Origin of the sequence: Devosia sp. SL43, assembly GCF_021729885.1 — a bacterium.
In the GTDB taxonomy this organism is placed as follows: Bacteria; Pseudomonadota; Alphaproteobacteria; order Rhizobiales; family Devosiaceae; genus Devosia.
Window position 1 is genome coordinate 3,240,143 of the sequence record NZ_CP063401.1, and the last position, 23,924, is coordinate 3,264,066.

Annotated in this window: 26 protein-coding genes and 1 other RNA gene; 15 read left to right on the plus strand and 12 right to left on the minus strand. The window is 63.4% G+C overall.

Translation table 11 applies throughout. The annotated features are described in order from the left end of the window. Positions 1–797 precede the first annotated feature (797 nt). On the plus strand, positions 798–2,147 hold the full coding sequence (locus IM737_RS15885) for a leucyl aminopeptidase family protein (protein ID WP_236895483.1): 1,350 nt from the start codon (positions 798–800) through the stop codon (positions 2,145–2,147). Positions 2,148–2,202: 55 nt separating this feature from the next. Continuing rightward, the gene (locus tag IM737_RS15890; protein ID WP_236895485.1) at positions 2,203–3,132 is read left to right on the plus strand and encodes a bifunctional helix-turn-helix transcriptional regulator/GNAT family N-acetyltransferase; all 930 of its coding nucleotides are present in this window, start codon (positions 2,203–2,205) and stop codon (positions 3,130–3,132) included. Here the strand turns inward: IM737_RS15890 and IM737_RS15895 are convergent. Together IM737_RS15895 and IM737_RS15900 are read right to left on the minus strand one after the other, a co-directional pair. Next, on the minus strand, positions 3,129–4,067 hold the full coding sequence (locus IM737_RS15895) for a 2-hydroxyacid dehydrogenase (RefSeq protein ID WP_236895487.1): 939 nt from the start codon (positions 4,065–4,067) through the stop codon (positions 3,129–3,131). The two genes, IM737_RS15890 and IM737_RS15895, sit on opposite strands and share 4 nt — an antisense overlap. 71 nt (positions 4,068–4,138) lie before the next feature. Beyond that, the gene (locus tag IM737_RS15900; RefSeq protein WP_236895488.1) at positions 4,139–4,921 is read right to left on the minus strand and encodes a c-type cytochrome; all 783 of its coding nucleotides are present in this window, start codon (positions 4,919–4,921) and stop codon (positions 4,139–4,141) included. Positions 4,922–5,318: 397 nt separating this feature from the next. On the opposite strand from IM737_RS15900, the gene IM737_RS15905 reads away from it, so the two are divergent. Beyond that, positions 5,319–6,146, plus strand: a complete 828-nt coding sequence (locus tag IM737_RS15905) for a prephenate dehydratase (protein ID WP_236895490.1) — start codon at positions 5,319–5,321, stop codon at positions 6,144–6,146. A gap of 29 nt (positions 6,147–6,175) precedes the next feature. Here the strand turns inward: IM737_RS15905 and IM737_RS15910 are convergent, their stop codons facing one another. Both IM737_RS15910 and IM737_RS15915 read right to left on the minus strand, forming a co-directional pair. After that, complete coding sequence (locus IM737_RS15910; RefSeq protein ID WP_236895492.1) at positions 6,176–6,613, minus strand: VOC family protein; 438 nt, start codon at positions 6,611–6,613, stop codon at positions 6,176–6,178. 64 nt (positions 6,614–6,677) lie between these two features. Further along, on the minus strand, positions 6,678–6,914 hold the full coding sequence (locus tag IM737_RS15915; protein WP_236895494.1) for a hypothetical protein: 237 nt from the start codon (positions 6,912–6,914) through the stop codon (positions 6,678–6,680). A 151-nt stretch (positions 6,915–7,065) separates the two neighbouring features. Between IM737_RS15915 and dapD the strand changes: the two genes are divergently transcribed. From dapD to IM737_RS15945, 6 genes are all read left to right on the plus strand, one after another. After that, positions 7,066–7,908, plus strand: a complete 843-nt coding sequence (dapD, locus tag IM737_RS15920) for a 2,3,4,5-tetrahydropyridine-2,6-dicarboxylate N-succinyltransferase (RefSeq protein WP_236895496.1) — start codon at positions 7,066–7,068, stop codon at positions 7,906–7,908. 123 nt (positions 7,909–8,031) lie between these two features. Beyond that, the gene (locus IM737_RS15925; protein ID WP_236895498.1) at positions 8,032–8,403 is read left to right on the plus strand and encodes a DUF805 domain-containing protein; all 372 of its coding nucleotides are present in this window, start codon (positions 8,032–8,034) and stop codon (positions 8,401–8,403) included. 176 nt (positions 8,404–8,579) lie between these two features. Beyond that, positions 8,580–9,029, plus strand: a complete 450-nt coding sequence (locus IM737_RS15930) for a DUF805 domain-containing protein (RefSeq protein ID WP_236895500.1) — start codon at positions 8,580–8,582, stop codon at positions 9,027–9,029. Positions 9,030–9,052: 23 nt separating this feature from the next. Beyond that, a complete protein-coding gene (dapE, locus tag IM737_RS15935) occupies positions 9,053–10,216 on the plus strand; it encodes a succinyl-diaminopimelate desuccinylase (RefSeq protein ID WP_236895502.1) in 1,164 nt (387 codons plus the stop codon). Beyond that, complete coding sequence (locus tag IM737_RS15940) at positions 10,213–10,749, plus strand: hypothetical protein (protein ID WP_236895504.1); 537 nt, start codon at positions 10,213–10,215, stop codon at positions 10,747–10,749. The genes dapE and IM737_RS15940 overlap by 4 nt, the downstream gene beginning before the upstream one ends. A 19-nt stretch (positions 10,750–10,768) precedes the next feature. Then, positions 10,769–11,350 (plus strand): hypothetical protein, encoded by a 582-nt coding sequence (locus IM737_RS15945; protein ID WP_236895506.1) that lies wholly within the window; start codon positions 10,769–10,771, stop codon positions 11,348–11,350. Here the strand turns inward: IM737_RS15945 and truA are convergent. From truA to def, 3 genes are all read right to left on the minus strand, one after another. After that, on the minus strand, positions 11,347–12,084 hold the full coding sequence (gene truA / locus IM737_RS15950; protein ID WP_236895508.1) for a tRNA pseudouridine(38-40) synthase TruA: 738 nt from the start codon (positions 12,082–12,084) through the stop codon (positions 11,347–11,349). The two genes, IM737_RS15945 and truA, sit on opposite strands and share 4 nt — an antisense overlap. Continuing rightward, complete coding sequence (gene fmt / locus IM737_RS15955) at positions 12,085–13,005, minus strand: methionyl-tRNA formyltransferase (protein ID WP_236895510.1); 921 nt, start codon at positions 13,003–13,005, stop codon at positions 12,085–12,087. It abuts the gene before it with no gap. Positions 13,006–13,186: 181 nt separating this feature from the next. Then, on the minus strand, positions 13,187–13,702 hold the full coding sequence (gene def / locus IM737_RS15960) for a peptide deformylase (protein WP_236895512.1): 516 nt from the start codon (positions 13,700–13,702) through the stop codon (positions 13,187–13,189). Between the two features lie 125 nt (positions 13,703–13,827). Here def and IM737_RS15965 point away from each other — a divergent pair, with 125 nt between their 5' ends. The 3 genes from IM737_RS15965 (at position 13,828) to IM737_RS15975 (ending at position 16,774) form a co-directional block, all read left to right on the plus strand. Beyond that, positions 13,828–15,246: a DNA recombination protein RmuC gene (locus tag IM737_RS15965; RefSeq protein ID WP_236895514.1), complete on the plus strand. Its 1,419-nt coding sequence runs from the start codon at positions 13,828–13,830 to the stop codon at positions 15,244–15,246. A gap of 65 nt (positions 15,247–15,311) precedes the next feature. Then, positions 15,312–15,800, plus strand: a complete 489-nt coding sequence (locus IM737_RS15970) for a hypothetical protein (protein WP_236895516.1) — start codon at positions 15,312–15,314, stop codon at positions 15,798–15,800. Between the two features lie 83 nt (positions 15,801–15,883). Then, entirely contained in the window at positions 15,884–16,774 is an 891-nt protein-coding gene (locus IM737_RS15975; protein ID WP_236895518.1) for a dienelactone hydrolase family protein, read from the plus strand. Here IM737_RS15975 and recR read toward each other — a convergent pair. The 4 genes from recR to ffs form a co-directional block, all read right to left on the minus strand. Then, positions 16,771–17,367, minus strand: a complete 597-nt coding sequence (gene recR / locus IM737_RS15980) for a recombination mediator RecR (protein ID WP_236895520.1) — start codon at positions 17,365–17,367, stop codon at positions 16,771–16,773. The genes IM737_RS15975 and recR overlap by 4 nt on opposite strands. Positions 17,368–17,501: 134 nt before the next feature. Beyond that, positions 17,502–17,825: a YbaB/EbfC family nucleoid-associated protein gene (locus IM737_RS15985; protein WP_236895522.1), complete on the minus strand. Its 324-nt coding sequence runs from the start codon at positions 17,823–17,825 to the stop codon at positions 17,502–17,504. After that, positions 17,822–19,600 (minus strand): DNA polymerase III subunit gamma/tau, encoded by a 1,779-nt coding sequence (locus tag IM737_RS15990; RefSeq protein WP_236895524.1) that lies wholly within the window; start codon positions 19,598–19,600, stop codon positions 17,822–17,824. Before IM737_RS15990 ends, IM737_RS15985 begins: the two co-directional genes overlap by 4 nt. Before the next feature lie 64 nt (positions 19,601–19,664). Next, positions 19,665–19,760, minus strand: an RNA gene (gene ffs / locus IM737_RS15995) — signal recognition particle sRNA small type. A 128-nt stretch (positions 19,761–19,888) separates the two neighbouring features. On the opposite strand from ffs, the gene IM737_RS16000 reads away from it, so the two are divergent. Continuing rightward, positions 19,889–20,065 (plus strand): hypothetical protein, encoded by a 177-nt coding sequence (locus tag IM737_RS16000; protein ID WP_236895526.1) that lies wholly within the window; start codon positions 19,889–19,891, stop codon positions 20,063–20,065. Here the strand turns inward: IM737_RS16000 and IM737_RS16005 are convergent. Further along, positions 20,062–20,919, minus strand: coding sequence for a DUF817 domain-containing protein (locus IM737_RS16005; protein ID WP_236895528.1), 858 nt, complete (start codon positions 20,917–20,919; stop codon positions 20,062–20,064). The genes IM737_RS16000 and IM737_RS16005 overlap by 4 nt on opposite strands. 78 nt (positions 20,920–20,997) lie before the next feature. On the opposite strand from IM737_RS16005, the gene IM737_RS16010 reads away from it, so the two are divergent. Continuing rightward, on the plus strand, positions 20,998–21,879 hold the full coding sequence (locus IM737_RS16010; protein ID WP_442874210.1) for an LOG family protein: 882 nt from the start codon (positions 20,998–21,000) through the stop codon (positions 21,877–21,879). 590 nt (positions 21,880–22,469) lie between these two features. Next, positions 22,470–23,885: a Si-specific NAD(P)(+) transhydrogenase gene (sthA, locus tag IM737_RS16015; protein WP_236895532.1), complete on the plus strand. Its 1,416-nt coding sequence runs from the start codon at positions 22,470–22,472 to the stop codon at positions 23,883–23,885. The last annotated feature ends 39 nt before the right edge of the window (positions 23,886–23,924 follow it).

Genomic DNA, 23,924 nt, shown 5'->3' on the forward strand with positions numbered 1-23,924 from the left:
CCAAGTACCGCATGCGACAGCGACCAATAAACATGACTGGCGTTGTCACTTTAATGGATAGGCCTTGTCAAGCCAGATCGCTCCACCTTAGAATTCCTCTAAATCGTTGATGTTGTTTGGCTCTTATGCGCGCTGGAGGGGCTCTAGACGACGTTCGGTCCTAGCCAGTTGTTTGGCCGAAGCGAGGTTGCGAGAGCCAGCTGTAGATGACGAGGCAATGAGCCAGGGTCATGGCCCTGGGCCAATTTGTGGTAGAGCGACGTCAGCCAAAGCGCGCGTCCACAAGCAGACCGTCCGAAACCCACCCCATTTTTTTGCTCGCAGGCCTCTCAGCGGAACGACCGCCTTTGGGACACCGCCAGCGTGGCGCTAACGTCTGAAATGGGGCGAAGGTGCCGATTGCCCCCTTCTAGGTCAGTCCGGTTCGGGCAGCGGCCGCAGCACGGTAATGGCCGAAATGGGGCGCTTCGCCGACTGGACATATGACCGCCGGCGAAACGCTGAACACTAGATCTCGGTCGCCTCGGACAATGAGAGCGCGTCGTCGACGTCCACGCCCAGCCGAGCCCACACCCGTTACGCCTCGAGTCCGCATGACAGGAGCAAGCTATTGATCTATTTACATAATCTCAGCTCTGATGCTTCTTGCCTGACAAACGCCCTCGTCCGACCCCTCTTAAGCGACAATCAAAGGTCGACCTGAGCGATGGGAACTAGGAAAAGCAACGAGTTACGGCAGGTGACTTAAGTGACCCCGACACGCTACAAGCAGGGCTAACCATCCTGCAGGAGCCGCCATGTCCACGACCGCGACGATCCCGGTAATCTGCGTGGAGGAGGGTGGCCTCGCCGCCGCCGACATCACATCGGCGCAGCGCGGTTGGGCCGATGCCAACGGCTTTTCCGGTCAGCGCGGCCGGCTTCTCGCGCTGCCGGACGAGCAATCGGCGTTGGCGGGCTACCTCTTCGGCACCGGCCCGGCGCAGGGCCGACCCGCTTTGGTTGCCGGCTTCGCTGGCGCCGCCCTCACTGCCGGCAGCTATCGCCTCGAAGGCGCCCATGGCGACCCGACCCAGGCAGCTATCGGCTTCGCCCTCGGCGCCTATCGCTTCGACCGCTATCGCCAGTCCAAGGCAACGCCCGTTCTGTCGTTGCCTGCTGACGCCGATGCCGACGAAGTCGCCCGACTGGTCGAAGCCGCCCGCATCGCCCGCGACCTGATCAACACCCCCGCCAACGATCTCGGTCCGGACGCTTTTGAGCGCGAAATCCGCGACTTCGCGACTGCTCGCAATATGCAGATCAAGGTCATATCGGGTGACGACCTGCTCGATGCGGGCTTCCCGATGATTCATGCCGTCGGTCGCGCCGCCGCCGAACCGCCGCGCCTGATCGACCTGACCTGGGGCTATGACGGCGATCCCAAAGTGACGCTGGTCGGAAAGGGCGTAACCTTCGATACCGGCGGACTCGACATCAAGACCTCGGCCAGCATGCTCCTAATGAAGAAGGACATGGGCGGCGCCGCCAATGTGCTGGGCCTGGCCCATGCCATCGTCTCGGCGGGCCTCAAAGTCCGGCTGCGTGTGCTCATCCCGGTGGTCGAGAACGCCATTTCCGCCTCTGCCTTCCGTCCGGGCGACGTGCTGACTTCGCGCAAGGGCATCACCGTCGAGATCGGCAATACTGATGCCGAAGGCCGGCTGATCCTGGCCGACGCCTTGGCCCTGGCCGACGAGGAAAGCCCCGATCTGCTGCTCGATATGGCCACCCTGACTGGCGCGGCCCGCGTCGCCCTCGGCCCCGATCTGCCGCCACTCTATTCCACCGACGACGGCCTCGCCCGCGCGCTGATGGTCGCCGGCGCAGCCGCCGACGATCCGCTGTGGCAGATGCCGCTCTGGCATCCCTATGACTCGATGATGAGTTCCAAGATCGCCGACGTGAACAATGCCGGCAGTGGCGGCTTTGCCGGTTCCGTCACCGCCGCCCTGTTCCTGCGCCGGTTCGTCGCCAACGCCAAGGCCTGGGTGCATCTCGACATCTATGGCTGGGCCCCGGAAGCGCGTGTCGCCCGGCCGCAGGGCGGCACCGATCAGGGTATTCGTGCGGTCTATGGCGTGCTGAGGCAGCGTTACCCGGCGTAGTTGACTTTGACAACTATATGATTGACCATGTCAACAATTGACGTGGAGCATGAGTATGGCCGACCAGACGGGACCCATTGCCGAAATCAGGGCGTTCAACCGCTTCTATACAAAGGTCATGGGCCTGCTTGAAGACGGCATGCATGAAAGCCCATTCACCTTGGCCGAGGCGCGTGTCGTCTACGAGCTGGGCAAGCGCGGCGTGTCGACCGTAGCCAGCGAATTGGCGCGCGATTTGGCCATGGACCCGGGGCAACTGAGCCGACTGGTGCGGCGCCTCGACAGCTATGGCCTGCTGTCGATCACGCCGGTCCGCGGCGACAAGCGGGCCAACAACCTGACGCTGACACCACGGGGCGACGCGGTCTATCAGGGCTTCGACAGTGCAAGCAATGCCGCAGTCAGCGCCCTTATTGCCCCGCTGGACGATCGGCGCCGCCGCGACCTCATCGAGTCCATGGCTCGGATCCACACTCTGTTGGCGACGCCCCGGCCCTCGGGGCCAATAGTGCTGCGCTCCCATCGCATCGGCGAGCTGGGCTGGCTGATCCACCGTCAGGGGCTGCTCTACAATGAGCAGTTCGGCTGGAACATCGAGTTCGAGGCGCTGATCGCCGGCATCTATTCCCAGTTCCAGTTCGCGCCGGATGCGCCGGCCAAGGACCTGTGGGTCGCCGAGCAGGATGGCGGCATTGTCGGCTCGATCTTCGTCATGCCGTCAGAGGGATTGCCCGGCTCGGCCCAGCTGCGCATGCTCTATGTCGAGCCATCAGCGCGCGGCCAGGGTATCGGCGCCACGCTGGTGTCGCAGGCCGTCAGCTTCGCCCGCGGCAAGGGTTACGAGCGCATGCGGTTATGGACCCACACCAATCAGACCTCGGCGGGCAAACTCTATGCCGGCGCCGGCTTCCAGATCGTCGAGACCATGCCGGAGCACAATTTCGGCAAGGAACTGATGGGTGAGATTTGGGAAATGCGGTTCTAATATCCCCGCCCGCGATCCACCACATTGATCAGCGGCTCCCCCGCCTCATGCGCCTTGATGATGGCGCTGAAATAGGTGACGCCGCTCTTCTCGTTGCTGATCGCCGCGATATGGGGCGTGATGTAGCAGTTCTCGATATCCCAGAGCGGGCTGGATGCCGGCAGCGGCTCGGTCTCGAACACGTCGAGGCTGGCCGCGCCCAGCGTGCCGTCGGCCAGGGCGCGCACGATATCGGCCTCGCGCTGGTGTCCGCCGCGCGCCGCGTTGACGATGACCGGTCCGCCATCGAGCCGGTCGCGCCGCAGCTTGCTGAAGGTCTCGTAGTTGAGAATAGCAGTGGTTTCCGGCGTTAGCGGCAGCAGGTTGACCAGGATATCGGTTCCCCCGAGAAATGCGTCGAACGTCTCGGCCCCGGCAAAACCTTCAACGCCGTCGATGGCCTTGGGCGTCCGGCTCCAGCTGCGCAGATCAAAGCCCAGCGGCTTAAGTCGGCTGACCGCATCCTGTCCCAGTACGCCCATGCCCATGATGCCTACCGTAGTTTCTGAGGCAGCCGGTGGATAGAGCTGGCTCCAGCGGCGTGCCTTCTGGTCGGCGCGGAAGCGGGTATAGAGGCGGTGATGCATGGTGACATGAGCCACCACATAGTCGCTCATGCGCTGGCTCAGGTCTTCATCGACGAAGCGGACGATCGGCGCCTCGGGCAGGCGAGGATGCTTGAGCAGCGCATCGACACCAGCGCCCAGCGACAGGATGGCCTTGAGCCCGCCGAGGCCCTCGAATGCCTCGGGCTTGGGCTTCCACACGAAGATGTAGCGGATGTCGGCGGGGTCAAACGCGTCGCCGCGACGCACCACGGGGTAGGGCGCTAGTGCCGTACGCAGCTTATCGGCCCAGCTTGCCTCGTCGACATCGGACAGGTGCAGCAGCAGCATGGTTGTTCCCTTCGTGAAAAAGCCGCGCCAGTTGCCGGGCGCGGCTCGAAATCCTCATTGCTCGACAAACCCTATGGGGTCGTCGTGGCTGGCGCAGCGGGTGCGGCTGGTTCAGCCGGAGCCGGAGCCGGCGTCGTTGCCGGAGCTGCCTCTGTGCCGCTTGTCGTCGGCGTGCCTTCCACCGGCGTTTCGGCTGCCGGAGTCTCCGCAGCAGCAGCCGGCGCAGCGGCGTCAGCGGGAGCCTCGGCGCCTTCGGCCGGGATCGCGGCCTCACCCTCGGCGGGAGCGGCAGGTGCTGCCTCTTCCGCCGGCGGGAACGGCACGGGATTGGCCGACAGCGTCTGCAGGTAGGCCAGGATGTCGGCGCGTTCCTTGGCGGTGCGGATACCGGCAAAGTTCATCTTGGTGCCCGGCACATAGTCGGCCGGCTTAGTCAGGAAGTGGTTCAGGTTCTCGTAGGTCCAGGTATCGCCGGCGGCGTTGTGCGCCAGCATGCCGTCCGAATAGCTAAAGTCCGCTATGCTGCCTTCGGGGCGGCCGACCACGTCATAAAGGTGCGGGCCCTGCTTGTTGCCTTCGCCTTCACCGAAATTGTGGCAACCGGCGCATTTCTTGACGGCGGCCGCGCCCTTGGTCGCATCGGCGCTGGCCAGCAGCACGCCCAGAGGTACTTCCGGCTCGGCCGGCGTTGCCGGGCCACCAGCTTCGGCGACCTCAGGCTCGGGCAGGTTATAGCCTGGGCCGCGATCGGCCACGGGGGCGTAGATGGCCTCGGCGACAAAGCCGGCGCCCATGACGAACAACAGCGTGCCCAGCACGGCGCCCATGATCTTGTTAAGCTCGAACGAATCCATTTGGTCTTCCTGCCAGTCCATCCCCTGCGGACGATAGTCGAACCGGCCTCAACTTTCGATAGCCCATAGGGAAATCGCCTCAACGGAGGGGCCCGACGCGCGCGGAAGATAGTCGCAAAGCCCGTGCCCGCGCAACTACGCAAACCCAGGCTGCGACACTTCGAGCCGCCCCCCTGGGGAAAATCGCTCCGGTGGAGCGATTTTAGGCGAGAAGGCCATGAGAGCTATGCTCGAATGGCGCGGCCGCCCCCCAGGGGAAAATCGCTCCAGTGGAGCGATTTTAGGCGAGAAGGCCATGAGAGCTAAGCTCGAATGGCCCCACCCGCCGCATGCTCAGATTGACTTGCAAACGCTTGAGCGCCTAAAGCCTCTCCGCCTAGCAGAATTGGACCTCGAGATGACCAAGAAGATCGCTTTCCAGGGTGAACCCGGCGCTTTCAGCCATGCCGCCGCCAACAATGTGTTCCCCGGCGAAGATGCGATCGGCTGCGTCACCTTCGAGGAGACCATCAACGCCGTGCAATCAGGCAAGGCTGACTATGCCGTCGTGCCGGTCGAAAACTCGCTCTATGGCCGCATCACCGATATCCATCACCTGCTGCCCGAAAGCGGCCTGTTCATCATCGGCGAGACTTTTCTGCGCGTCGAGATGAACCTGCTTGGCGTACCCGGCGCCACGCTGTCCGATATCAAGTCGGTGCAGTCGCTGTCGGTGGCCCTCGGGCAATGCCGCAAGTTCATTGCCGACAATGGCTTCCGCACCATCAATGCCGTCGATACGGCTGGCTCGGCCCGCGAAATTTCGCAGAAGGGCGACAAGTCCGTCGCCGCCATCGCCTCGCGCTTTGCCGGCGAAATCTACGGCCTCGACGTGCTGGCCTCCAATATCGAAGATGCCGACCACAACACCACACGCTTCCTGGTGCTGTCGCCGAACGAACAGCGTGCCCCGCAGGGCGGCAAGCTCAAGACCACCTTCGTGTTCCGCGTGCGCAACGTGCCGGCCGCGCTCTACAAGGCCATGGGCGGCTTTGCCACCAATGGCGTCAACATGACCAAGCTCGAAAGCTACATGGTCGGCGGCGCATTCACCGCTACCCAATTCTATGCCGATATCGAGGGGCACCCGTCCGACCCGGGCGTGGTGCACGCCTTCGAAGAACTGGAGTTCTTCACCGACCACTTCCGGGTGCTGGGCGTCTATCCGGCGGCCGAGAGCAAGTAGGGCGCAGGACCGATCGGCCCTGTTGGCATTCAGCCCAGCTCCTGGGCAAGGCCGATCAGCAGCCCTTCGGGCCCGCGGATGTAGCAGAGCCGGTATACTTCTTTGTATTGGACGACTTCTCCCACGAGCTCCGCACCGCGATTGCGAAGCCGTTCCAACGTGTCGTCGATGTCGTCTACGGTGAACATGGCGCGCAGGTAACCCAGCGCATTCACGGGAGCGCTGCGGTGATCGGCGATAACCGCCGGTGCGAGGAAACGCGATAGCTCGAGCCTGCTGTGGCCGTCCGGCGTGCGCATCATCGCAATCTCGACATGCTGATCGCCCAGTCCGGTGACCCGTCCGGCCCATTCGCCCTCGATCGTGGCCCGCCCTTCGAGCTCAAGACCAAGTTCGACAAAGAAATCGATCGTCGCGCCGAGGTCCTCGACGACAATTCCAATATTGTCCATCCGCTTGACGGCCATGTGTCCAACCTCCGAAATAGGTCGTCGTTGATCCTATCAGGACCGCAGCAAAATGGTCTGCTGACTAGCCTTCCATCAGGCCGGGCGGCAACTTGCCCAGCCGTAGCAGCACGCGCGGCTCGTCATAGGTGTCGGTTTCGAGATCGACTTCCTGCGAGAAGGCGATCACACCCGCCCGGCTGGGCGCAAGCCGTTCGGCCGTGGCCATCGCCTTGTCGGCGCTCTTGGACTGCTGCACCGGATCGGCGACCAGCTTGCTGCCACTCTGCTTGAAGGCCTGCACGAGATACATGGTCGCCATGAGTCGCTCCTGGTGTGGAGCAGGGCCTATCACCTCGTACGGCCGATCCCTAGGCAATTGACGCAAGTTGGGCGCGCTCCCGCTCGCCCAGTGATTGACACCACGCCCCTCCCGGCTATGGTCCGCCCGCAATTCTATCGGGGAACCCGCCATGTCCTACGCCGATCTCGCCAAGACTATCGATGACGCTTTTGAGGCCCGTGCCGAGATTCGCTTCGATACCAAAGGTCCGGTGCGCGAGGCGGTGGAAGAAGCGCTGATGCTGCTCGACAGCGGCAAGGCACGCGTCGCCGAAAAGATCGATGGCGCCTGGCAGGTCAACCAGTGGCTCAAGAAGGCTGTGCTGCTGCAGTTCCGCCTCAACGACAACCGGCTGATCGAGGGTGCGCCCGGCGGCTCCAATTATTGGGACAAGGTCGCCACCAAGTTCGAGGGCTGGGGCGAAGCCGACTTCCGCTCGGCCGGCTTCCGCGCCGTCCCCGGCGCCGTGGTGCGCCGTCCGGCCTATATCGCCAAGTCGGTCGTGCTGATGCCCAGCTTCGTCAATGTCGGCGCCTATGTCGACGAGGGCACCATGGTCGACACCTGGGTCACCGTCGGCTCCTGCGCCCAGATCGGCAAGAACGTACACATTTCTGGCGGCGTCGGCATTGGCGGCGTGCTGGAGCCACTGCAGGCCGGCCCCGTCATCATCGAGGACAACTGCTTCATCGGCGCGCGCTCCGAAGTCGTCGAGGGCGTCGTCGTCGGCGAAGGTTCGGTCATCTCGATGGGCGTCTTCATCGGCGCCTCGACCAAGATCGTCGACCGCCAGACCGGCGAAATCCACATCGGCAAGGTGCCGCCCTACTCGGTCGTCGTGTCGGGCAGCCTGCCGGGTAAGGCAATGCCGGGCCACAACTGGGGCCCCTCGCTTTACTGCGCCGTCATCGTCAAGACCGTCGACGCCCAGACCCGTTCCAAGACCGGCATCAACGAACTGCTGCGGGACTGAACTACCTGCTCATCTGCCGTTCAGTTCCGGCTGCGTAGAAGGCGCGCAGCTCGGGAACACACTCCCAGCACTGAAAAGCTTGGCGGCCCTGATGGCTGCCTTCGTCACGATCTGGGGACACACATGATCAATCAAGACTGGAAATATCTGTTCACGAGCTTTAACGGCCGCATCACCCGCGAAACCTTTTGGGTTGGCCTTGCCGTCCTGATCGTCGTCAATATCGGCCTGTCGCTCATCGGCGCGTTTTTGGGCATGATCTTCGGGCCGCTCAGCTATCTCGCCGCTATCGCGTCGCTCGCGACGGTGTATCCGGCAGTGGCGTTGTACGCCAAGCGGTGGCACGACCTGTCCAAGTCCGGCTGGTGGACGCTGGTCGCGCTGATCCCGGTTCTCGGCGCGATCTACGTGATCTACATGCTGGCGATCAAGGAAGGCGAGCCTGCGAGCAACCAGTATGGCGCTGCAGCCTTCGACGGCCCAGTCGCTGCCTGATTTCGGATTTTGACCGTTACCGGTGCCTGCTCCTGATCGGGAGCGGGCACCGGCCTATTTGCAAGGCCATGTCGGGGCTGCGGGATTGAGGCGTCTGGCGGGATCTTCGCGAGTCACCTAGAATGTGACCATGCCGGAATGGGTCCCGGTGAGTCTGATTTCTGAGGGGAAATATCATGGACTTCCAACAACTGTATCTGACGAACAGTGGCCGCATCTCACGCAAGACCTGGTGGATCGGCACGCTGCTGCTGATCGTCGCCAGCTTTGTACTGTATTTCATTCTCGGCCTGGTCGGTTTGGGCGTCACCTCGACCTTCGGGCCGATCATCGTCTATCTGGCACTGATCTTCCCGGCACTCAATATAGGTCTCAAACGCCGGCAGGATCGCGACAATGACGGCACGGACTATAAGATATTCATGGGTCTTTCCGCTGTAGTCACGCTGCTGCAGGCCTTCAATATCGGCAATGCCCGTACGGCCTCGCCCGACATGTGGATGACCGGCGTGTCCCTGCTGCTTGGCATCTTTGCGATCTACATCGTGGTGCAGATAGGCTTCCTCAAGGGAACGACCGGCCCCAACAGCTACGGCCCCGATCCGCTCGGCTACGCCGCAGCCTGATCGAACAAGGACGGGATAGACTGGTGACTGATAGCGTTGCGGGCGATCCCGTCCGACTTCTGAAAGACCTCATTGCCTGCCCCTCGGTGACACCCGAAACGGCGGGCTCTCTTGATGTGCTCAATCGCGCCCTGAGCGCGATCGGCTTTGCTGTAACCCGCCTCACCTTCGACGGTGACGGCTCCTATCCCGTCGACAATCTCTTCGCCGTCAGGGGCAACAGCGGTCGCCGCCTGCTGTTCGCCGGCCATACCGACGTCGTCCCACCCGGCGACCGTGCCCTCTGGACCGACGACCCGTTCACGCCCCACGAAGCTGATGGCAAGCTCTATGGCCGCGGCGCCGCCGACATGAAGTCGGGCATAGCAGCCTTTGTGGCTGCCGCCGCTGCCATCCCGGCTGATGCTGGCACGATCATGCTCGCCATCACCAATGACGAGGAAGCCGACGCCATCAATGGCACCGACAAGCTGATGGCCTGGGCCGAGGCGCAGCAGCACCATTTCGATTTCGCCATTGTCGGCGAACCCAGCTCCGCCGCTCTGCTCGGTGACAGCATCAAGATCGGCCGCCGCGGCTCGTTCTCGGGTCTGGTCACCGTATCCGGCACCCAGGGCCACGTCGCCTATCCCGATCGCGCCAACAACCCGTTGCCGGTGCTGGCGCGCGTGGTCACGGCGCTGAGCGATACCACCATCGATACCGGCACGGCGCATTTCCCGGCCACCAATCTCGAAGTCACCTCCATCGATGTCGGCAATGCCGTGTCCAATGTCATCCCGGCCTCCGGCGCCATTCGCTTCAACATCCGCTACAACGATCTGTGGTCGCCCGAGACGCTGGCCGACTGGGTTCACGGCCGCATTGCGAGTGTTGATCATGCCGGTACATCGGTGACCTTCACCCTTTCCGGCGCCCCATCCCGATCCTTCCTGTCGCCGCTCAGCGATGATGTCGAGACGCTGTCATCGGCCATTGCGCATGTCACCGGTCGTCGCCCCGAATTCTCGACGGGTGGCGGCACCTCCGATGCCCGCTTCATCGCGCAGTATGGTCCCGTGGTGGAGTGTGGCCTGGTCGGACCCTCCATGCACAAGGCCGACGAACATATCGCCCTGAGCGATCTCGCCGGCTTAACCGAGATCTATCGCGCGTTCATGAACAGATTTTTCGGAGGCGCGGCATGAAGATCTGGTCTGTCATTACCGACGCCGTGACCGGCTGGACGATGATCCTGCGCGGCGAGGAGGGGTGGCGCGATCGCTTCCGCATCACCGCCGCCGGACTCTTCACCGCTTTGCTCATTTTCGCCTTTGTCGCCTTCCTGGCGGTGGCTATTGCTTCGACCAGCATTGGCATGCCGGGCCCCATCGGCGTGCTGATCGGCATGTTCGTACTGGCATTGCCAGTAACCGCGCTGGTGGTCTCGCTGCTGGGCACGCGCATCATGCTCAAGAGCGATGAGCCGGTGCTTCCGGTGCTGGTGCCCGGCATCTTTGCCCTCACCGCATTCCTCATCGCCGAGGGTCTGCTCGCCATGATCGGCGGGCCGGCGGTGATGCTGGCCTGGCTGGCGCAGGGCTACCTGCTCTATCGCCTGGCGCGCGTCGCCACGAGCTGGAACGTGGGTATTGCTGCCGCATTCGCAGTTTTAAGTGTCGTCCTGCTTGTGGCATTGCGGTTGGGGCTCTACATGCTCTCCAACGCCGCCGCCATCTGAACCACCGAGCGTCCCGCCCTTGGCCCAGCCAAATTCGACACTTTTTGATGAACTGAAGGCGGCAGCCCGTGGCTGCTTGGCCTTGCTGGTGGGCGACCGTCAGTCCTCAAGTTATTTCGACTTCAGCCTGCGCGGCCTTGTCGGCAGCTTCATCGCCTTCCTGCTGGTCACTCTGGCCACGGCCTTCCTGCTGCCGCTGCTGCTGGGTGGCGTCAATCCGCCCGGCGAAGCGACGCGCGGCATCATCAGCACGCTGCTGCTGCTGGCCGTCAAGGATGGTGCCGCCTGGCTGTTCCTGCGCCAGAACGGGCGGCTCGACGGCTTCGTGCCGCTATTGGTGGCCGACAACTGGGTCAACGTGTTTGGTGCCATCATCGGTGCCATCGTTGCGGCAGTGGCCGGTCCGAGCGATATCGTGCTGCTGGGCATGGGCCTGATGGTGATCATTATCGAGGTCAATATCGCCCGGCTGATCGTCACCCTCAGCGCCTGGCAGATCGCCATTTTCATCGTCATCCAGCTCGTCGCTTCGAGCGTTGGCGTCTTCCTTCTCTTCGCCTTCGGCATACTGGTCCTGCCCGAAGCGCCGCTGCCGGCCTAGTAGTCCACCTGCGTCAGATAGAGCCCCGACGACGGCGCCATGGCGCCGCAGCGCCGCCGATCCTTGGCATCGAGCGCAGCCCGGAAATCGGCCGGCGACCACTTGCCCTCGCCCACCAGCCGCAGCGACCCCACCATCGAGCGCACCTGATGATGCAGGAAACTGCGGGCGCTGACGCTGGCCACGATATGGTCCAGTTCTCTGCGGACCGAGAACCTGTCCAAAGTCCGCAAAGGCGATTTGGCCTGGCATTCCGAAGAGCGGAATGTGGTGAAGTCATGTAGGCCCACGATTAGACTGGCAGCATGGTCCATGGCTGCGGCATCCAGGCTCTTGGGAATGTGCCAGACATGATCGCGCTCGATCACGGGCGGCGCCCGGCGCGTCAGGATCCGATATTCGTAGTGACGCGTCTTGGCAGAAAACCGGGCCTCGAAATCCTCACCCACGGCCTCGACGTCGAGCACCGCCACCGGCGCCGGCCGCAGGTGGTAATTCAGCGCTTCGCGAATGCGGAACGGGTCCCATTCCCGGCTGAGGTCGACATGCGCCACCTGGCCCAGCGCATGCACACCGGCATCGGTTCGGCCCGCCGCTTGCGTGGTGACAACCTCGCCCGACATGGCAGCGATCGCCTCTTCCAGCGCCTGCTGCACACTGGGCCGCTCGCTCTGGCGCTGCCAGCCCGAGAAAGGCGTTCCGTCATATTCAATGGTGAGCTTGTAGCGCGGCATCTAGCGCACGGTTTGCGGCAGGCTGCCCGCACCGCGCAGGAACGTCGCAGCATCCATGGCGCCCTTGCCCTCGCGCTGCACCTGGGTCAGCCGCACGGCACCCTCGCCGCAGGCGATGGTCAGGTCGTCGAGCAGGGTCCCCGGCTCACCCGGTCCTTCGCCCATGGTCGAGCGCAAAGCCTTGACCCGCACCGGCTTGCCGGCGAGTTCGATTTCGAACCAGGCACCGGGGAAGGGCGACAGGCCGCGAATGTGGTTGTGCACGTCCTGCGCCGGTAGCGACCAGTCGATCCGCGCTTCGGCCTTCTCGATCTTCTTGGCGTAGATCGTGCCGTCTTCGGTCTGCGGCGTGAAATCGAGGCTGCCGCGCTGCAGTGCCGCCAGAGCCCGGCCCATCAGGTCGGCACCGAGCCGCATCATCACGTCATGCAGCTCGCCGGCCGTCATGTCTGGACCGATGGGGATGACCTCGCCGACTGCCACCGGTCCGGTATCCAGACCCTCTTCCATCTGCATCACCATCACGCCGGTTTGCCTGTCGCCGGCCATCACCGCGCGCTGGATCGGCGCCGCACCACGCCAGCGCGGCAGCAGCGAACCATGGAGGTTGAGACAACCATATTCCGGCGCATCAAGGATCGGTTTGGGCAACAGCAGCCCATAGGCGACCACGATGGCCAGTTCGGCGTCGTGGCTGGCAAAGACGATCTGCTCGGCCTCGCCCTTGAGCGACTTGGGGGTGAACACCGGAATGCCGAACCCTTCGGCCGCCAGATGCACCGGCGACTTACGCTCTTCCCGCCCACGACCGGCTGGCTTGGGCGCGCGCGTATAGACCGCTACGACCTCGTGCCCGGAGGAGACAATTTCGGTCAGCGTTGGAACGGAAAAGTCGGGCGTACCCATAAAGACGATGCGCATGGGTAAACTACTCCATCTACCCCTCTCCCCTTGCGGGAGAGGGTGCCCGAAGGGCGGGTGAGGGGTTTGGCCCCGGCCCTTGCCTAAAATCGCTCCACCGGAGCGATTTTTGCGGCGCGAAGCCCCTCATCCGGCGCTGCGCGCCACCTTCTCCCGCAACGGGAGAAGGAAAGGTCCGTGACTAACCAGCAGCCCGCTTGGCCTGCTTGTCGAACTTCTTGATCACCCGGTCGCGCTTGAGGCGGCTGAGATAGTCGATATAGAGCACGCCATCGAGGTGATCGAGTTCGTGCTGGATGCAGACGGCCAGCTTGCCCTCGGCTTCCTTGGTCACTTGCTCGCCATCGAGGTTGGTGTAAGTCACCGTGACCTCGTTGGGCCGCTCGACTTCGTAGTACAGCTCGGGGATGGACAGGCAACCTTCCTCGGTCACCTGCATCTGCTCGCCAAAATGGGTGATCTCGGGGTTGATCAGCACCATCGGTTCGGGCGTCTCGCCTTCCGGCGCCAGGTCCATCACCACAATGCGCTTCATCACCCCGATCTGCGGCGCAGCCAGGCCAATGCCGGGCGCGTCATACATGGTGTCGAGCATGTCCTTGGCCAGCGTCTTGATCTCGTCATCGACCTCGATGATCGGATCGGCGACGGCGCGCAGCCGTGCATCGGGAATGACGAGAATGGGGCGAACAGCCATGGCGAAAGGTCCGGCGGAAAGGGATTTGCCTCTCGATATGGTATTTCCGCGCCTGCGGTCAACTCTTGTGGATCGCCACAAAAGAGAACATTATGCGAACACCCGAATCGCATTAGTCTGGCCTGATGGAAAATGTGCTCTTTATCCTCGGCGACTATCCCGTAACGCAGCTGCAGGCCGCCATTGGCGGTGGCGTGCTGGTCGGGCTGCTGCTGGTCATCATCCTCATCGTATCCATGCGCGCCAATGCGCGGCGCGCCGCTGAGGCCGCTGCGCAGATGGCCGAACAGGTACGCACCAGTTTCACCGATCAGATTGCCGAGCGCGACCGCCGCATCGCCGAGCTCGACCATCAGGTTCGGGTCGAGCGCGATCGCGGTGCCGACCTGCTTGATGTGGAGCGCGAAAAGGGCGCGGAGTTGCTCGCCCAGCTATCGGCGCTGCGCGCCCGTTTTGACGAGCAGACAAAGCAGTCGGAAGAGAACCTGGCGCGCTTCCTCGGTGCCCGGCAGCAGATGACCGACGAGTTCAAGGCCATTGCCGGCGACGTGCTCAAGTCGCATAGCGAGACCTTTTCCAGGCAGAACCGCGAGCAGGTCGATACGCTGCTCAAGCCGCTGAACGACAAGATCGTCGAATTCCAGTCCGGCATGCTGACCGATCGTGCCACCATGGCCGAACAGATCCGCGCGCTTGCCGCGAGCAATCTGCAGATCACCACCGAAGCCAACAACCTGACTCGTGCGCTCAAGGGCAATTCGCAGACCCAGGGCGCCTGGGGCGAGATGATCCTCTCGACCATCCTTGAACGCTCGGGCCTGCGTGAGGGCGAGCAGTTCATTACCCAGCAGAGCCACACGGGCGACAACGGCTCGCGCGTTCGCACCGACGTCGAAGTGCTGATGCCCAACAACGATAGGCTGGTCATCGACTCCAAGGTCTCCCTCAACGCCTTCGAGGCCTATACCAGCAGCGACGAGGAAGACAGGACCCTGCATTTGCAGGCGCACATCAATTCCATCCGCACCCACATCAAGACGCTGGGCGACAAGTCCTATCACCGCCATTCCGGAAGCAAGATGGACTATGTGATGATGTTCGTGCCCATCGAATCCGCGCTGGCTACAGCCATCCAGGCTGATGCGGGCCTTGTCGAATTCGGCATGAGCCGCGGGGTCATGCTGACCACGCCGACGACGCTGATGACGGTGCTGCGCACTGTCAGAAACGTCTGGGACATCGAAAAGCGCCACCAGAATGCCGAGCAGATCGCCGAGCGCGCCGGCGCGCTTTACGAGAAGGTCGTTGGATTCCTCACCACCATGGACAAGGTCGGCACCAATCTCGACCGGGCACAGCAGACCTTCGCCGATGCCAAAAACCAGCTCGCCTCGGGAAAGGGCAGTGTCGTCCGCCAGGTCGAAATGCTGCGCGAACTGGGCGCCAAATCAAGCAAGCCGCTGCCATCGGGCTGGGACGGCAGTGCCGAGGAACGCCAACCGCAATTGCGGCTCGTCGGCGAGGAGCCGGGCGACCTGTCCTGATCACGTGCATCGAACCTCTCTGCCCGTGCCGCGTTGTGATGGAGCAACGAGCATGGGAGACGAGAATGGCTCAGCATCACGACCATCACGGCACCATGGTGCCGCAAGACACCAACTTCGATAATGCCGACCAGCCGGGCATCGCCCAGCCCTACACGCAGAGCGAGATCGAGGAGCTGCTGTACGGTGAAGATCGCCCCGCCAGCGAGCGGCTGGCGCGTCTGCGGGAACTGCGCGACGAAACCTCGATCCGCGAGAGCGGTGATTGGGGCGATCAGGACCCTGCCGCGATGCTGGACGAGCTGGATCGCGCCATCGACGAATTGAGCGCCACCATCGCCAATGGCGACGACAATGAGGACTATGCCGGCCTCGCGACCAACTTCGACAACGATCCCAGCGATCGGCTAGACGCGCTGTCCCCCGACGACGTCGATGCCCGACACGCCATCGAAAGCGATGATGAGTTGGATGAGGACGACGAGCTCGGTCCACTCGACGAAGCCGAATGGGACGAGGGTGATGATTTCCGGCCCGAAAGGGGCGTCCACTAGGTCAGTTTCAATTTGCCGTTACGGTCATGGGCGCGCCACCCGGCGCGTCCTATCGTGTGGCCTCAGCAATGGAGGAGACCGCGATGACCGAACAGTCCCGTGACGAACATCCTGTGATCACCCAGGACATGATCAACCTCTTCGACGACTACACGCACCTCTCGCTTGATCGCCGCAAGTTCATGGACAATCTGGCCAAACTGGCCGGCTCGGTCACCGCCGCAACCGCGGCCGCCTCCATGATGGCGTCCAACGCCCAAGCCCAGGGACTGACATCAGAGACCGACGCCAGCCTCACGATAGCCGACGTCAGCTATGCCGGTGCCAAGGGCGAGATGAAGGGCTATCTCGTGACACCCAAGGAAGGCGGGCCGTTTGGCACCGTCATCGTCATACATGAGAACCGCGGCCTCAACGCCCATATCAAGGACGTCGCCCGCCGGGTCGCACTCGAAGGCTTCATAGCGCTCGCTCCCGATTTCCTGTCCGACCAGGGCGGCACGCCAGCCGATGAAGAAGCAGCGCGCGCCATGTTCAGCACATTGCCGGCGCCTGATGTAGCCGCCAATGGCGTCGCCACCATCGCCTATCTCAAGTCGCTCCCCAATGTGACCGGCAAGGTCGGCGCCATGGGCTTCTGTTGGGGCGGTGGCACCGTCAACAATCTAGCCACCGTCGCACCGGACCTCGCTGCCGCCGTTGCCTATTATGGCGGCCAGCCCAATGCGGCCAACGTCCCCAATATCAAGGCGCGGGTGATGCTGCACTATGCCGGGCTCGACGACCGCATCAATGCCGGTATTGCCGCCTACGAGGAGGCATTGAAGGCCGCCGGGACGGACTACCAGCTGTTCCTATATGACGGCGTCAATCACGCCTTCAACAACGAGACCAGCGCTGCGCGTTACGACAAGACGGCCGCCGACCTGGCCTGGTCCCGCACGATCGGGCTGTTCAAGGAAGCACTGGCCTAAATCTCGGTCCGCGCACGGAGGGCCTGGCTCAGCGTGCCCTCGTCGAGATAATCAAGCTCCCCGCCCACCGGCACGCCGTGGGCGAGGCGCGTGACCTTCGTGCCCGAGCCGGCGAGGCGATCGGTGATGTAATGCGCCGTCGTCTGGCCTTCGACCGTGGCGTTGACGGCCAGCACGACTTCCTTGAAGGTCGGCGCGCGCTTGATCAGGTCGTCGATGGTGATGTCATCAGGCCCGACACCATCGAGCGGCGACAGCACGCCGCCGAGCACGTGATAGCGCACAGGTCCAACCCCAGCCCGCTCCAGCGCCCAGAGGTCAGCGACATCCTCGACCACGATCAGCATGCCGCTTTCGGCGCGGCGTGGATCGGCGCAGATCGAGCACGGGCTCATCGTATCGACATTGCCGCAGACCTCGCAGGTCTTGACCGCGATCACAGCCCGGTCCAGCGCCGCCGACAGCGGGATCATCAGCTGATCCTTCTTCTTGATCAGCTGCAAAACCGCCCGGCGCGCCGAACGCGGCCCGAGCCCCGGCAGGCGTGCCAGGAGCTGGATCAGCTGTTCAATCTCGGGTCCGCCGGATGCCATCGATCTTCACTTTCCCTTCTCCCCTCGTGGGAGAAGGTGGCGCGCAGCGCCGGATGAGGGGAACTTGGGGCGGGAGAGAACCCCCCATCCGCCCTTCGGGCACCTTCTCCCACGAGGGGAGAAGGGAAGAGAACCTAGAACGGGAACTTCATGCCCGGCGGGATCGGCAACCCAGCCGTGACTTCCGACATGCGGCGCTGCATTTCGGCTTCGCTCTTGGCCTTGGCGTCGGCATGCGCGGCGACGATCAGGTCCTCGAGCACTTCCACGTCGTCTTCCTTAAACAGCGACGGATCGATTTTGAGACCCTTCAGGTCGCCCTTGCCTGAGAGCGACACGGTGACCATGCCACCGCCGGAGCGGCCTTCGACCACGAGATTGGCGAGGTCGGCCTGCATGGCCTCCATCTTGCTTTTCATCTCGCTGGCGGCCTTCATCATGCCCATGATGTCTTTCATTCGTCGTCCTCTTCGATTGGCGGGGGTGGCACATCGGCCACCGGCAGATCGGCTTCGTCCTTGACCTTGACGTTGACCACCTTGGCGCCGGGGAAAGTGTTCAGGATCGCCTGCACCAGCGGGTCATCATGCGCCTGGGCATGAGCCAGCGCGGCGCGCTCTTCCTTTTCCTGGCGCAGCGTTGGGCCGTCGATCGGCTTGGTCGATACCATGATCAGCCAGCGCTGGCCGGTCCAGACCTGCAGCCGGGCCGAAAGCGTCGCGATGATACCGGGATCGGCGCCATCGGCCAGCGCGACCTCGATGCGGCCCTGCTCGAACGAGATCGGCCGCATCTGGCCTTCAAGCGCCAGCTTCACCAACACATCGCGCTTGGCGCCAGCCAACGCGATCAGTTCCTTGTAGGAGCCGACCGTGGACAAAGCCGGCTGCGCAACGGGCTGTGGTGCAATTGCCGGCTGGGCGCTGGCTTGCAACGCACTTGGCTGCGCGGCAACCGCCTCGGTCATAACAGGGCGTGGTGTCTCGACGCGCATGGCCGATGCGCCGCCGGACGATCCGGACGGACCGCGCGACATCGGCGCCATCTGTTGCATGGCCGGAGCGGGCGCCGGTTGGTTGCTCAGCCGGGCAATGAGATCATCCGGGCTGGGCAGGTCGGCGGCATAGGCCAGCCGGATCAGCGCCATTTCGGCGGCCTGCAGGCCATTGTTGGCCCGCGCCACCTCGTCATGGCCCTTGAACAATATCTGCCACGCCCGCGTCAGCGCCCGCATCGGCAGCTTGCCCGCGAGCTCCGCGCCGCGCTTCCGCTCGTCCGGCGTCAGCGACACATCGTCGGCGGCGGCCGGCACGACCTTGATGCGCGTCACCAGATGGGTGAAATCGGCGAGATCGGCGACGAGCGTCTGCGGATCGGCGCCCATGTCGTAGAGCGAGCGCATGGTCTCGATGGCCTCGCCGATGCGGCCGCCCATCAGCTCTTCGAACAGGTCGATGATCCGCGCCCGGTCACCCAGCCCCAGCATCGCCTTGACCGTCGCCGCCGTCACCGTGCCATTGCCATGTGCAATCGCCTGGTCGAGCAGGCTGAGATTATCGCGTGCCGAACCCTCGCCGGCGCGGACGATCATCGCCAGCGCCTCAGGTTCGAATGAAATGCCTTCCTGCCCCAGGATGGATTCGAGGTAGGCCGACATCACCTCAGGCGTGATGCGGCGCAGGTCGAAGCGCATGCAGCGGCTGAGGATCGTCACCGGCACCTTGCGGATTTCGGTGGTGGCGAAGATGAACTTGACGTACGGCGGCGGCTCTTCCAGTGTCTTCAGCAGCCCGTTGAAGGCGGCCGTTGAGAGCATATGGACTTCGTCGATGACATAGACTTTGTACGGCGCCGCAGCGGGCGCATATTTTACCGATTCGATGATTTCGCGGATATCGTTGATGCCGGTATTGCTGGCGGCGTCCATCTCGATGACGTCGACATGCCGCCCCTCGATAATGGCGCGGCAATGCTCGCCCTCGACGCTCAGGTCGAGCGTGGGGTGCGGCCCCGAGGCATCTTCGTAGTTGAAAGCACGCGCCAGGATACGGGCGGTCGTGGTCTTGCCCACGCCGCGCACGCCGGTGAGGATGAAGGCGTGGTGGATGCGGTTCTGCGCAAACGCGTTGCCCAGCGTCTGGACCATGGCGTCCTGGCCGACCAGCGTGGTGAAATCGCGCGGCCGGTATTTGCGGGCGAGAACGAGATAGGGCGAGGTCGGTGCGTCAGCCATCGAGCCCTTCTGTCGCTTGCATGGTGGGGAATCTGCCTTGGGTCATCGACCTATCATAAGGCTAAGTAGGAGGCTGGCAACGACCCGTGAAGGTCTCGTTGGGGCTGCTTCCTTCCGGACCTGACCCGGTTGGCGAGGAACACGTCCGCGCCAACCTCCCGGAGCGCTATATGCGAACAAAATCGGGCGATGGCAAGGCCCGGGCGGCGTAAACCATTTGTTAACGTCGTCGCGGACAAGGCCGCTCTCCTGCATTAAGGTTTCGTCAACCATGAGCAGGAGGCCTCAATGCGTGTTCCATCGATGGGCATGACCCTGGCAGACCGCCGCGAGCTGCGCGCGATCGTGGCCGAAGGCTATCGCATCGCCGAATACATGCTGCGCGACTACCGCGATCCGCCGACCATGGTGTCGGTCTTCCGCGACTGGTTCGCGCAGGTCCGCACGGTCGTATCGACGCGCTAGGTTTTTTCCGGCACATAGGTCTTGGGCGGATGCACCAGCGTCACCAACACCACCGAGATCAGCATCAGCAGATACCACGAGCCCAGCTTGCTCCAGCTGACCAGTGACCAGCCGTCGCGCTGATCGGGATAAATCCAGGCGCGCGACCAGGTCCCGATATTCTCGCCGATCCAGATGAACAGCGCGACCAGGAGAAACGCCAGCAGCATCGGCATGCGGTGGCGGAAGCGAAAGACGCGATAGTGCATGGAACTGCGGAAATAGAGCAGGGCCACCACCGCGAACAGCAGCCAGCGAAAATCGTAGATGAAGTGGTGGCTGAAGAAGTTGATGTAGATCGCGGCCGCCAGCAGCACTGTCATCCACACCGGCGGGTAGCGGGTGAAGGTAATGTCGAAAATGCGCAGGATGCGGGCCATGTAGGAGCCGACACAGGCATACATGAAGCCGGAAAACAGCGGCACGCCGCCGAGCCGGAAGAAGGCATCCTCGGGATAGATCCATGAGCCGGCAGCGGTCTTGAACAGCTCCATGCCGGTGCCGACCACGTGGAAGATCAGGATGACCTTGGCCTCGCTCAGCGTTTCCAGCCGAAACACCAGCATGCCGATCTGGATCGCCAGGGCCGCAAGGAAGAACACGTCATAGCGGTCGATGCCGCTGTCGGGCCACCAGATGGTGGTGACGATGATCATCCCGAGCATCAGTCCGCCGAACAGGCAGGCCCAGGCCTGTTTCAGCCCGAAGACCAGAAATTCGATCAGGCCATCGGCCACCCGCCCGCGCGGCAGCCGCGCCAGCACCGCATGCGCCGCAGCGTCGATGCGGGATTCCAAACTCGTGAACCGGCCCAAGTCCCTCGCCCTTGCTCCAACGCCCCGCGCTGGATATGCCCTGTCGATAGTTTCGGAATTGTGGCGGTGCTTCGCCATCTGTCTAGTGGAGACGCCGGCATGGCCAAACGCCGTCCAACACCGTTGCGCACCTCGGGTGAGGACGTCGCCGCCAGCAAACGTGCCCCCTCGACGCCGCAGACCGAGTCGTCGGCCTTTCGCCTGGCCTTTGCCGATGACGAATTCCTCACGTCCGAGGATACGCGCGGCATCCGCTTCCAGCTCGAATATCTCAAGCCCGAATTCCGCATGCGCGAGCGCGGCATCAATTCGACCGTCGTGCTGTTCGGCGGCGCCCGCATCCCCGAACCGGGCAAGCCGGCCTGGGCGGCCAAGAACGAGGTGCAGAAGGCCAATCTCGAAGCCGCATCGCGCTATTACGACGAGGCACGGCGCTTCGCGCAGCTGGCGTCGGCGACGTCGCGCGCCCTCGATTACAAGGACTATGTCGTGGTCACCGGTGGTGGACCGGGCGTGATGGAGGCGGGCAATCGCGGCGCTGCCGATGTCGGGGCGCCATCGATCGGGCTCAATATCGTCTTGCCGCATGAGCAGGCGCCCAATGCCTATGTGACGCCGGACCTGAGCTTCAACTTCCACTATTTCGCCACCCGCAAGATCCACTTCCTGCTGCGCGCCAAGGCGGTGGCGGTGTTCCCCGGTGGCTTCGGCACGCTCGACGAATTCTTCGAAACGCTGACGCTGATCCAGACCGGCCGCATGGCGCGCATTCCGCTGCTGCTGTTCGGCGCCGAGTTCTGGCGCAAGGTGATCAACTTCGAGGCCTTGGCAGAGGCCGGCACGATCGCCCCGACCGATCCGCAACTCTTCACTATCGTCGATACGGCGGAGGAAGGCTGGGATGTGATCCGGCAATTCTACAATCTGCCCGAGATCGACGAAGTTCTGCGCGGCGACTAGGCGAGCGAAAGCGCCGCCTGTGCTGCGGTTGTCGTGTGGTCCGGGTTCGCTCGTGAGTAGAGCGATGGTGACGAGGCGCTGGCCTCGAAAGGGTAGTTAGTTTTGAGGCCATTGCCTCGCCACCATGCCGGGATTTCCAACGGGTATGGTTCAGGCGGTACCAGTGTTGCAGGCCCGGCTGCCGTATTTCCCCCGCACGACAGGGCGACCCCTGTCCCCGGCTATCCCCACGACCATCACTCGTCATGACTGGGCTCTGACGTGGGCAACGGGGGGAGTATGCGCGCCGAACTGGGGGGTGGGGACAAGATGGATAAGTGGGGGTGCGGAGTGCGAGGCCTCACCCCCTCCCAACCTCCCCCATCAGAGGGGGAGGTGTCTCTCCACTCGTGGGCTAAGATCCGGTCCCAGCCACAAGACGGCACCTCCCCCTTGATGGGGGAGGGTGGGAGGGGGTGATTGGTGAGCACGGCGTTGCGCATCAGTCACCCGCGCAACCCAGCCTTTCCACTCTCCCGATTGCAACGTTTGCAATGGCAGTGTCACACTGTGCCGATAGGCGTTCGCAGCGGCGAATCGGGGGCTCGTTCTTGGAACATTTCAATGTCATCGTCATCGGCAGCGGCCCCGCGGGACGCCGGGCTGCCGTGCAATCGGCCAAGCTGGGCAAATCCGTGCTCGTGGTCGAAAACCGGCTGCGCCTCGGTGGCGTCTCTGTCCATACCGGAACTATCCCGTCCAAGACCCTGCGCGAGACGGTGCTGAACCTCTCAGGCTGGCGTGAGCGTGGCTTCTACGGCCTCTCCTATCGGGTCAAGAAAGACATCGAAGGCAAGGATCTCGGCGCCCGCCTGCGCATGACGCTCGACCACGAAATCCAGGTGCTCGAGCACCAGTTCAACCGCAATGGCGTCCGCACCTTTGGTGGTATGGCGCGCTTCGTCGATACCAATCATATCGCGGTCATGCCGCCCGATGGCGACGAAGTCACCTTCAGCTTCGACCATGCGGTGATTGCTGTCGGCACCACGCCCTATCGGCCAGCCAATATTCCGTTTAACGATCACTCCATCGTCGACAGCGACAGCCTTGTCTCCGAGCCGCGGGTGCCGCGCAGCCTGACCGTGGTGGGCGCCGGCGTCATCGGCATCGAATATGCCACCATCTTCTCGGCACTCGACGTGCCGGTGACCATTGTCGAGCCCAAGGAGACCATCCTCGATTTCATCGATCGGGAGATCATCGAGGAATTCACCCACGACTTGCGCAAGCGCGGCGTCACCATAAGGCTCGGAGCCAAAGTCGAAACGGTCGAGCTGGACGAGCAGGGCTGGGCGATCTCGGTCCTGGCCGATGGCCGCCGCCTGCGCAGCGACATGCTGCTCTATGCGGCGGGACGTTCCGGCGCCACAGCCAAGCTGGGGCTCGAGAATGCCGGGCTGACCCCGGTCGATCGCGGTCGCCTCAAGGTCGATCCGGTGACCTTCCAGACCTCCGTGCGCAATATCTACGCAGCGGGCGACGTGATCGGCTGGCCCTCACTGGCCTCGACGTCGATGGAACAGGGGCGCATCGCGGCCTTGCATGCCTGCGGCGTGCCGATGCCGCCGGCCCCCGAATTCTTCCCCTACGGCATCTATGCCGTGCCTGAGATATCGACGGTCGGCCTCACCGAGCAGCAAGTCAAGACACAGGGCATCCCTTACGAGGCCGGCATTGCCCGCTTCCGCGAGACTTCGCGTGGCCACATCATGGGGCTTCAGTCGGGCATGATGAAGCTGATCTTCTCGCTCGAAACGCGGAAGCTTCTGGGCGCCCATATCGTCGGCGAGGGCGCCACCGAGCTGATCCATATCGGCCAGGCGGTACTCAACCTGGGTGGCACGCTCGACTATTTCGTCGAGAACGCCTTCAACTATCCGACGCTCGCCGAAGCCTACAAGATCGCCGCGCTGGATGCCTGGAACCGCATGCCGCGCAACACGCCCATGGCGCCGGTGGAGTGATCGGCGACCACTGGCGCGAAACCCTTCGCGGTCATACAC

Excerpts from the sequence above, each read along its gene's own strand:
- IM737_RS15985 (WP_236895522.1), bottom strand. The coding sequence starts at position 17,825 with ATGAAAGACATCATGGGCATGATGAAGGCCGCCAGCGAGATGAAAAGC.
- IM737_RS15910 (WP_236895492.1), bottom strand. The coding sequence starts at position 6,613 with ATGGCCGTCAAGCGGATGGACAATATTGGAATTGTCGTCGAGGACCTC.
- IM737_RS15990 (WP_236895524.1), bottom strand. The coding sequence starts at position 19,600 with ATGGCTGACGCACCGACCTCGCCCTATCTCGTTCTCGCCCGCAAATAC.
- IM737_RS15885 (WP_236895483.1), top strand. The coding sequence starts at position 798 with ATGTCCACGACCGCGACGATCCCGGTAATCTGCGTGGAGGAGGGTGGC.
- IM737_RS15975 (WP_236895518.1), top strand. The coding sequence starts at position 15,884 with ATGACCGAACAGTCCCGTGACGAACATCCTGTGATCACCCAGGACATG.
- IM737_RS15915 (WP_236895494.1), bottom strand. The coding sequence starts at position 6,914 with ATGGCGACCATGTATCTCGTGCAGGCCTTCAAGCAGAGTGGCAGCAAG.
- def (WP_236895512.1), bottom strand. The coding sequence starts at position 13,702 with ATGGCTGTTCGCCCCATTCTCGTCATTCCCGATGCACGGCTGCGCGCC.
- IM737_RS15905 (WP_236895490.1), top strand. The coding sequence starts at position 5,319 with ATGACCAAGAAGATCGCTTTCCAGGGTGAACCCGGCGCTTTCAGCCAT.
- IM737_RS15895 (WP_236895487.1), bottom strand. The coding sequence starts at position 4,067 with ATGCTGCTGCTGCACCTGTCCGATGTCGACGAGGCAAGCTGGGCCGAT.
- IM737_RS15940 (WP_236895504.1), top strand. The coding sequence starts at position 10,213 with ATGAAGATCTGGTCTGTCATTACCGACGCCGTGACCGGCTGGACGATG.
- IM737_RS15930 (WP_236895500.1), top strand. The coding sequence starts at position 8,580 with ATGGACTTCCAACAACTGTATCTGACGAACAGTGGCCGCATCTCACGC.
- IM737_RS16000 (WP_236895526.1), top strand. The coding sequence starts at position 19,889 with ATGCGTGTTCCATCGATGGGCATGACCCTGGCAGACCGCCGCGAGCTG.
- dapD (WP_236895496.1), top strand. The coding sequence starts at position 7,066 with ATGTCCTACGCCGATCTCGCCAAGACTATCGATGACGCTTTTGAGGCC.
- IM737_RS15900 (WP_236895488.1), bottom strand. The coding sequence starts at position 4,921 with ATGGATTCGTTCGAGCTTAACAAGATCATGGGCGCCGTGCTGGGCACG.
- IM737_RS15890 (WP_236895485.1), top strand. The coding sequence starts at position 2,203 with ATGGCCGACCAGACGGGACCCATTGCCGAAATCAGGGCGTTCAACCGC.
- recR (WP_236895520.1), bottom strand. The coding sequence starts at position 17,367 with ATGGCATCCGGCGGACCCGAGATTGAACAGCTGATCCAGCTCCTGGCA.
- fmt (WP_236895510.1), bottom strand. The coding sequence starts at position 13,005 with ATGCGCATCGTCTTTATGGGTACGCCCGACTTTTCCGTTCCAACGCTG.
- IM737_RS15965 (WP_236895514.1), top strand. The coding sequence starts at position 13,828 with ATGGAAAATGTGCTCTTTATCCTCGGCGACTATCCCGTAACGCAGCTG.
- IM737_RS15970 (WP_236895516.1), top strand. The coding sequence starts at position 15,312 with ATGGCTCAGCATCACGACCATCACGGCACCATGGTGCCGCAAGACACC.
- truA (WP_236895508.1), bottom strand. The coding sequence starts at position 12,084 with ATGCCGCGCTACAAGCTCACCATTGAATATGACGGAACGCCTTTCTCG.
- IM737_RS15925 (WP_236895498.1), top strand. The coding sequence starts at position 8,032 with ATGATCAATCAAGACTGGAAATATCTGTTCACGAGCTTTAACGGCCGC.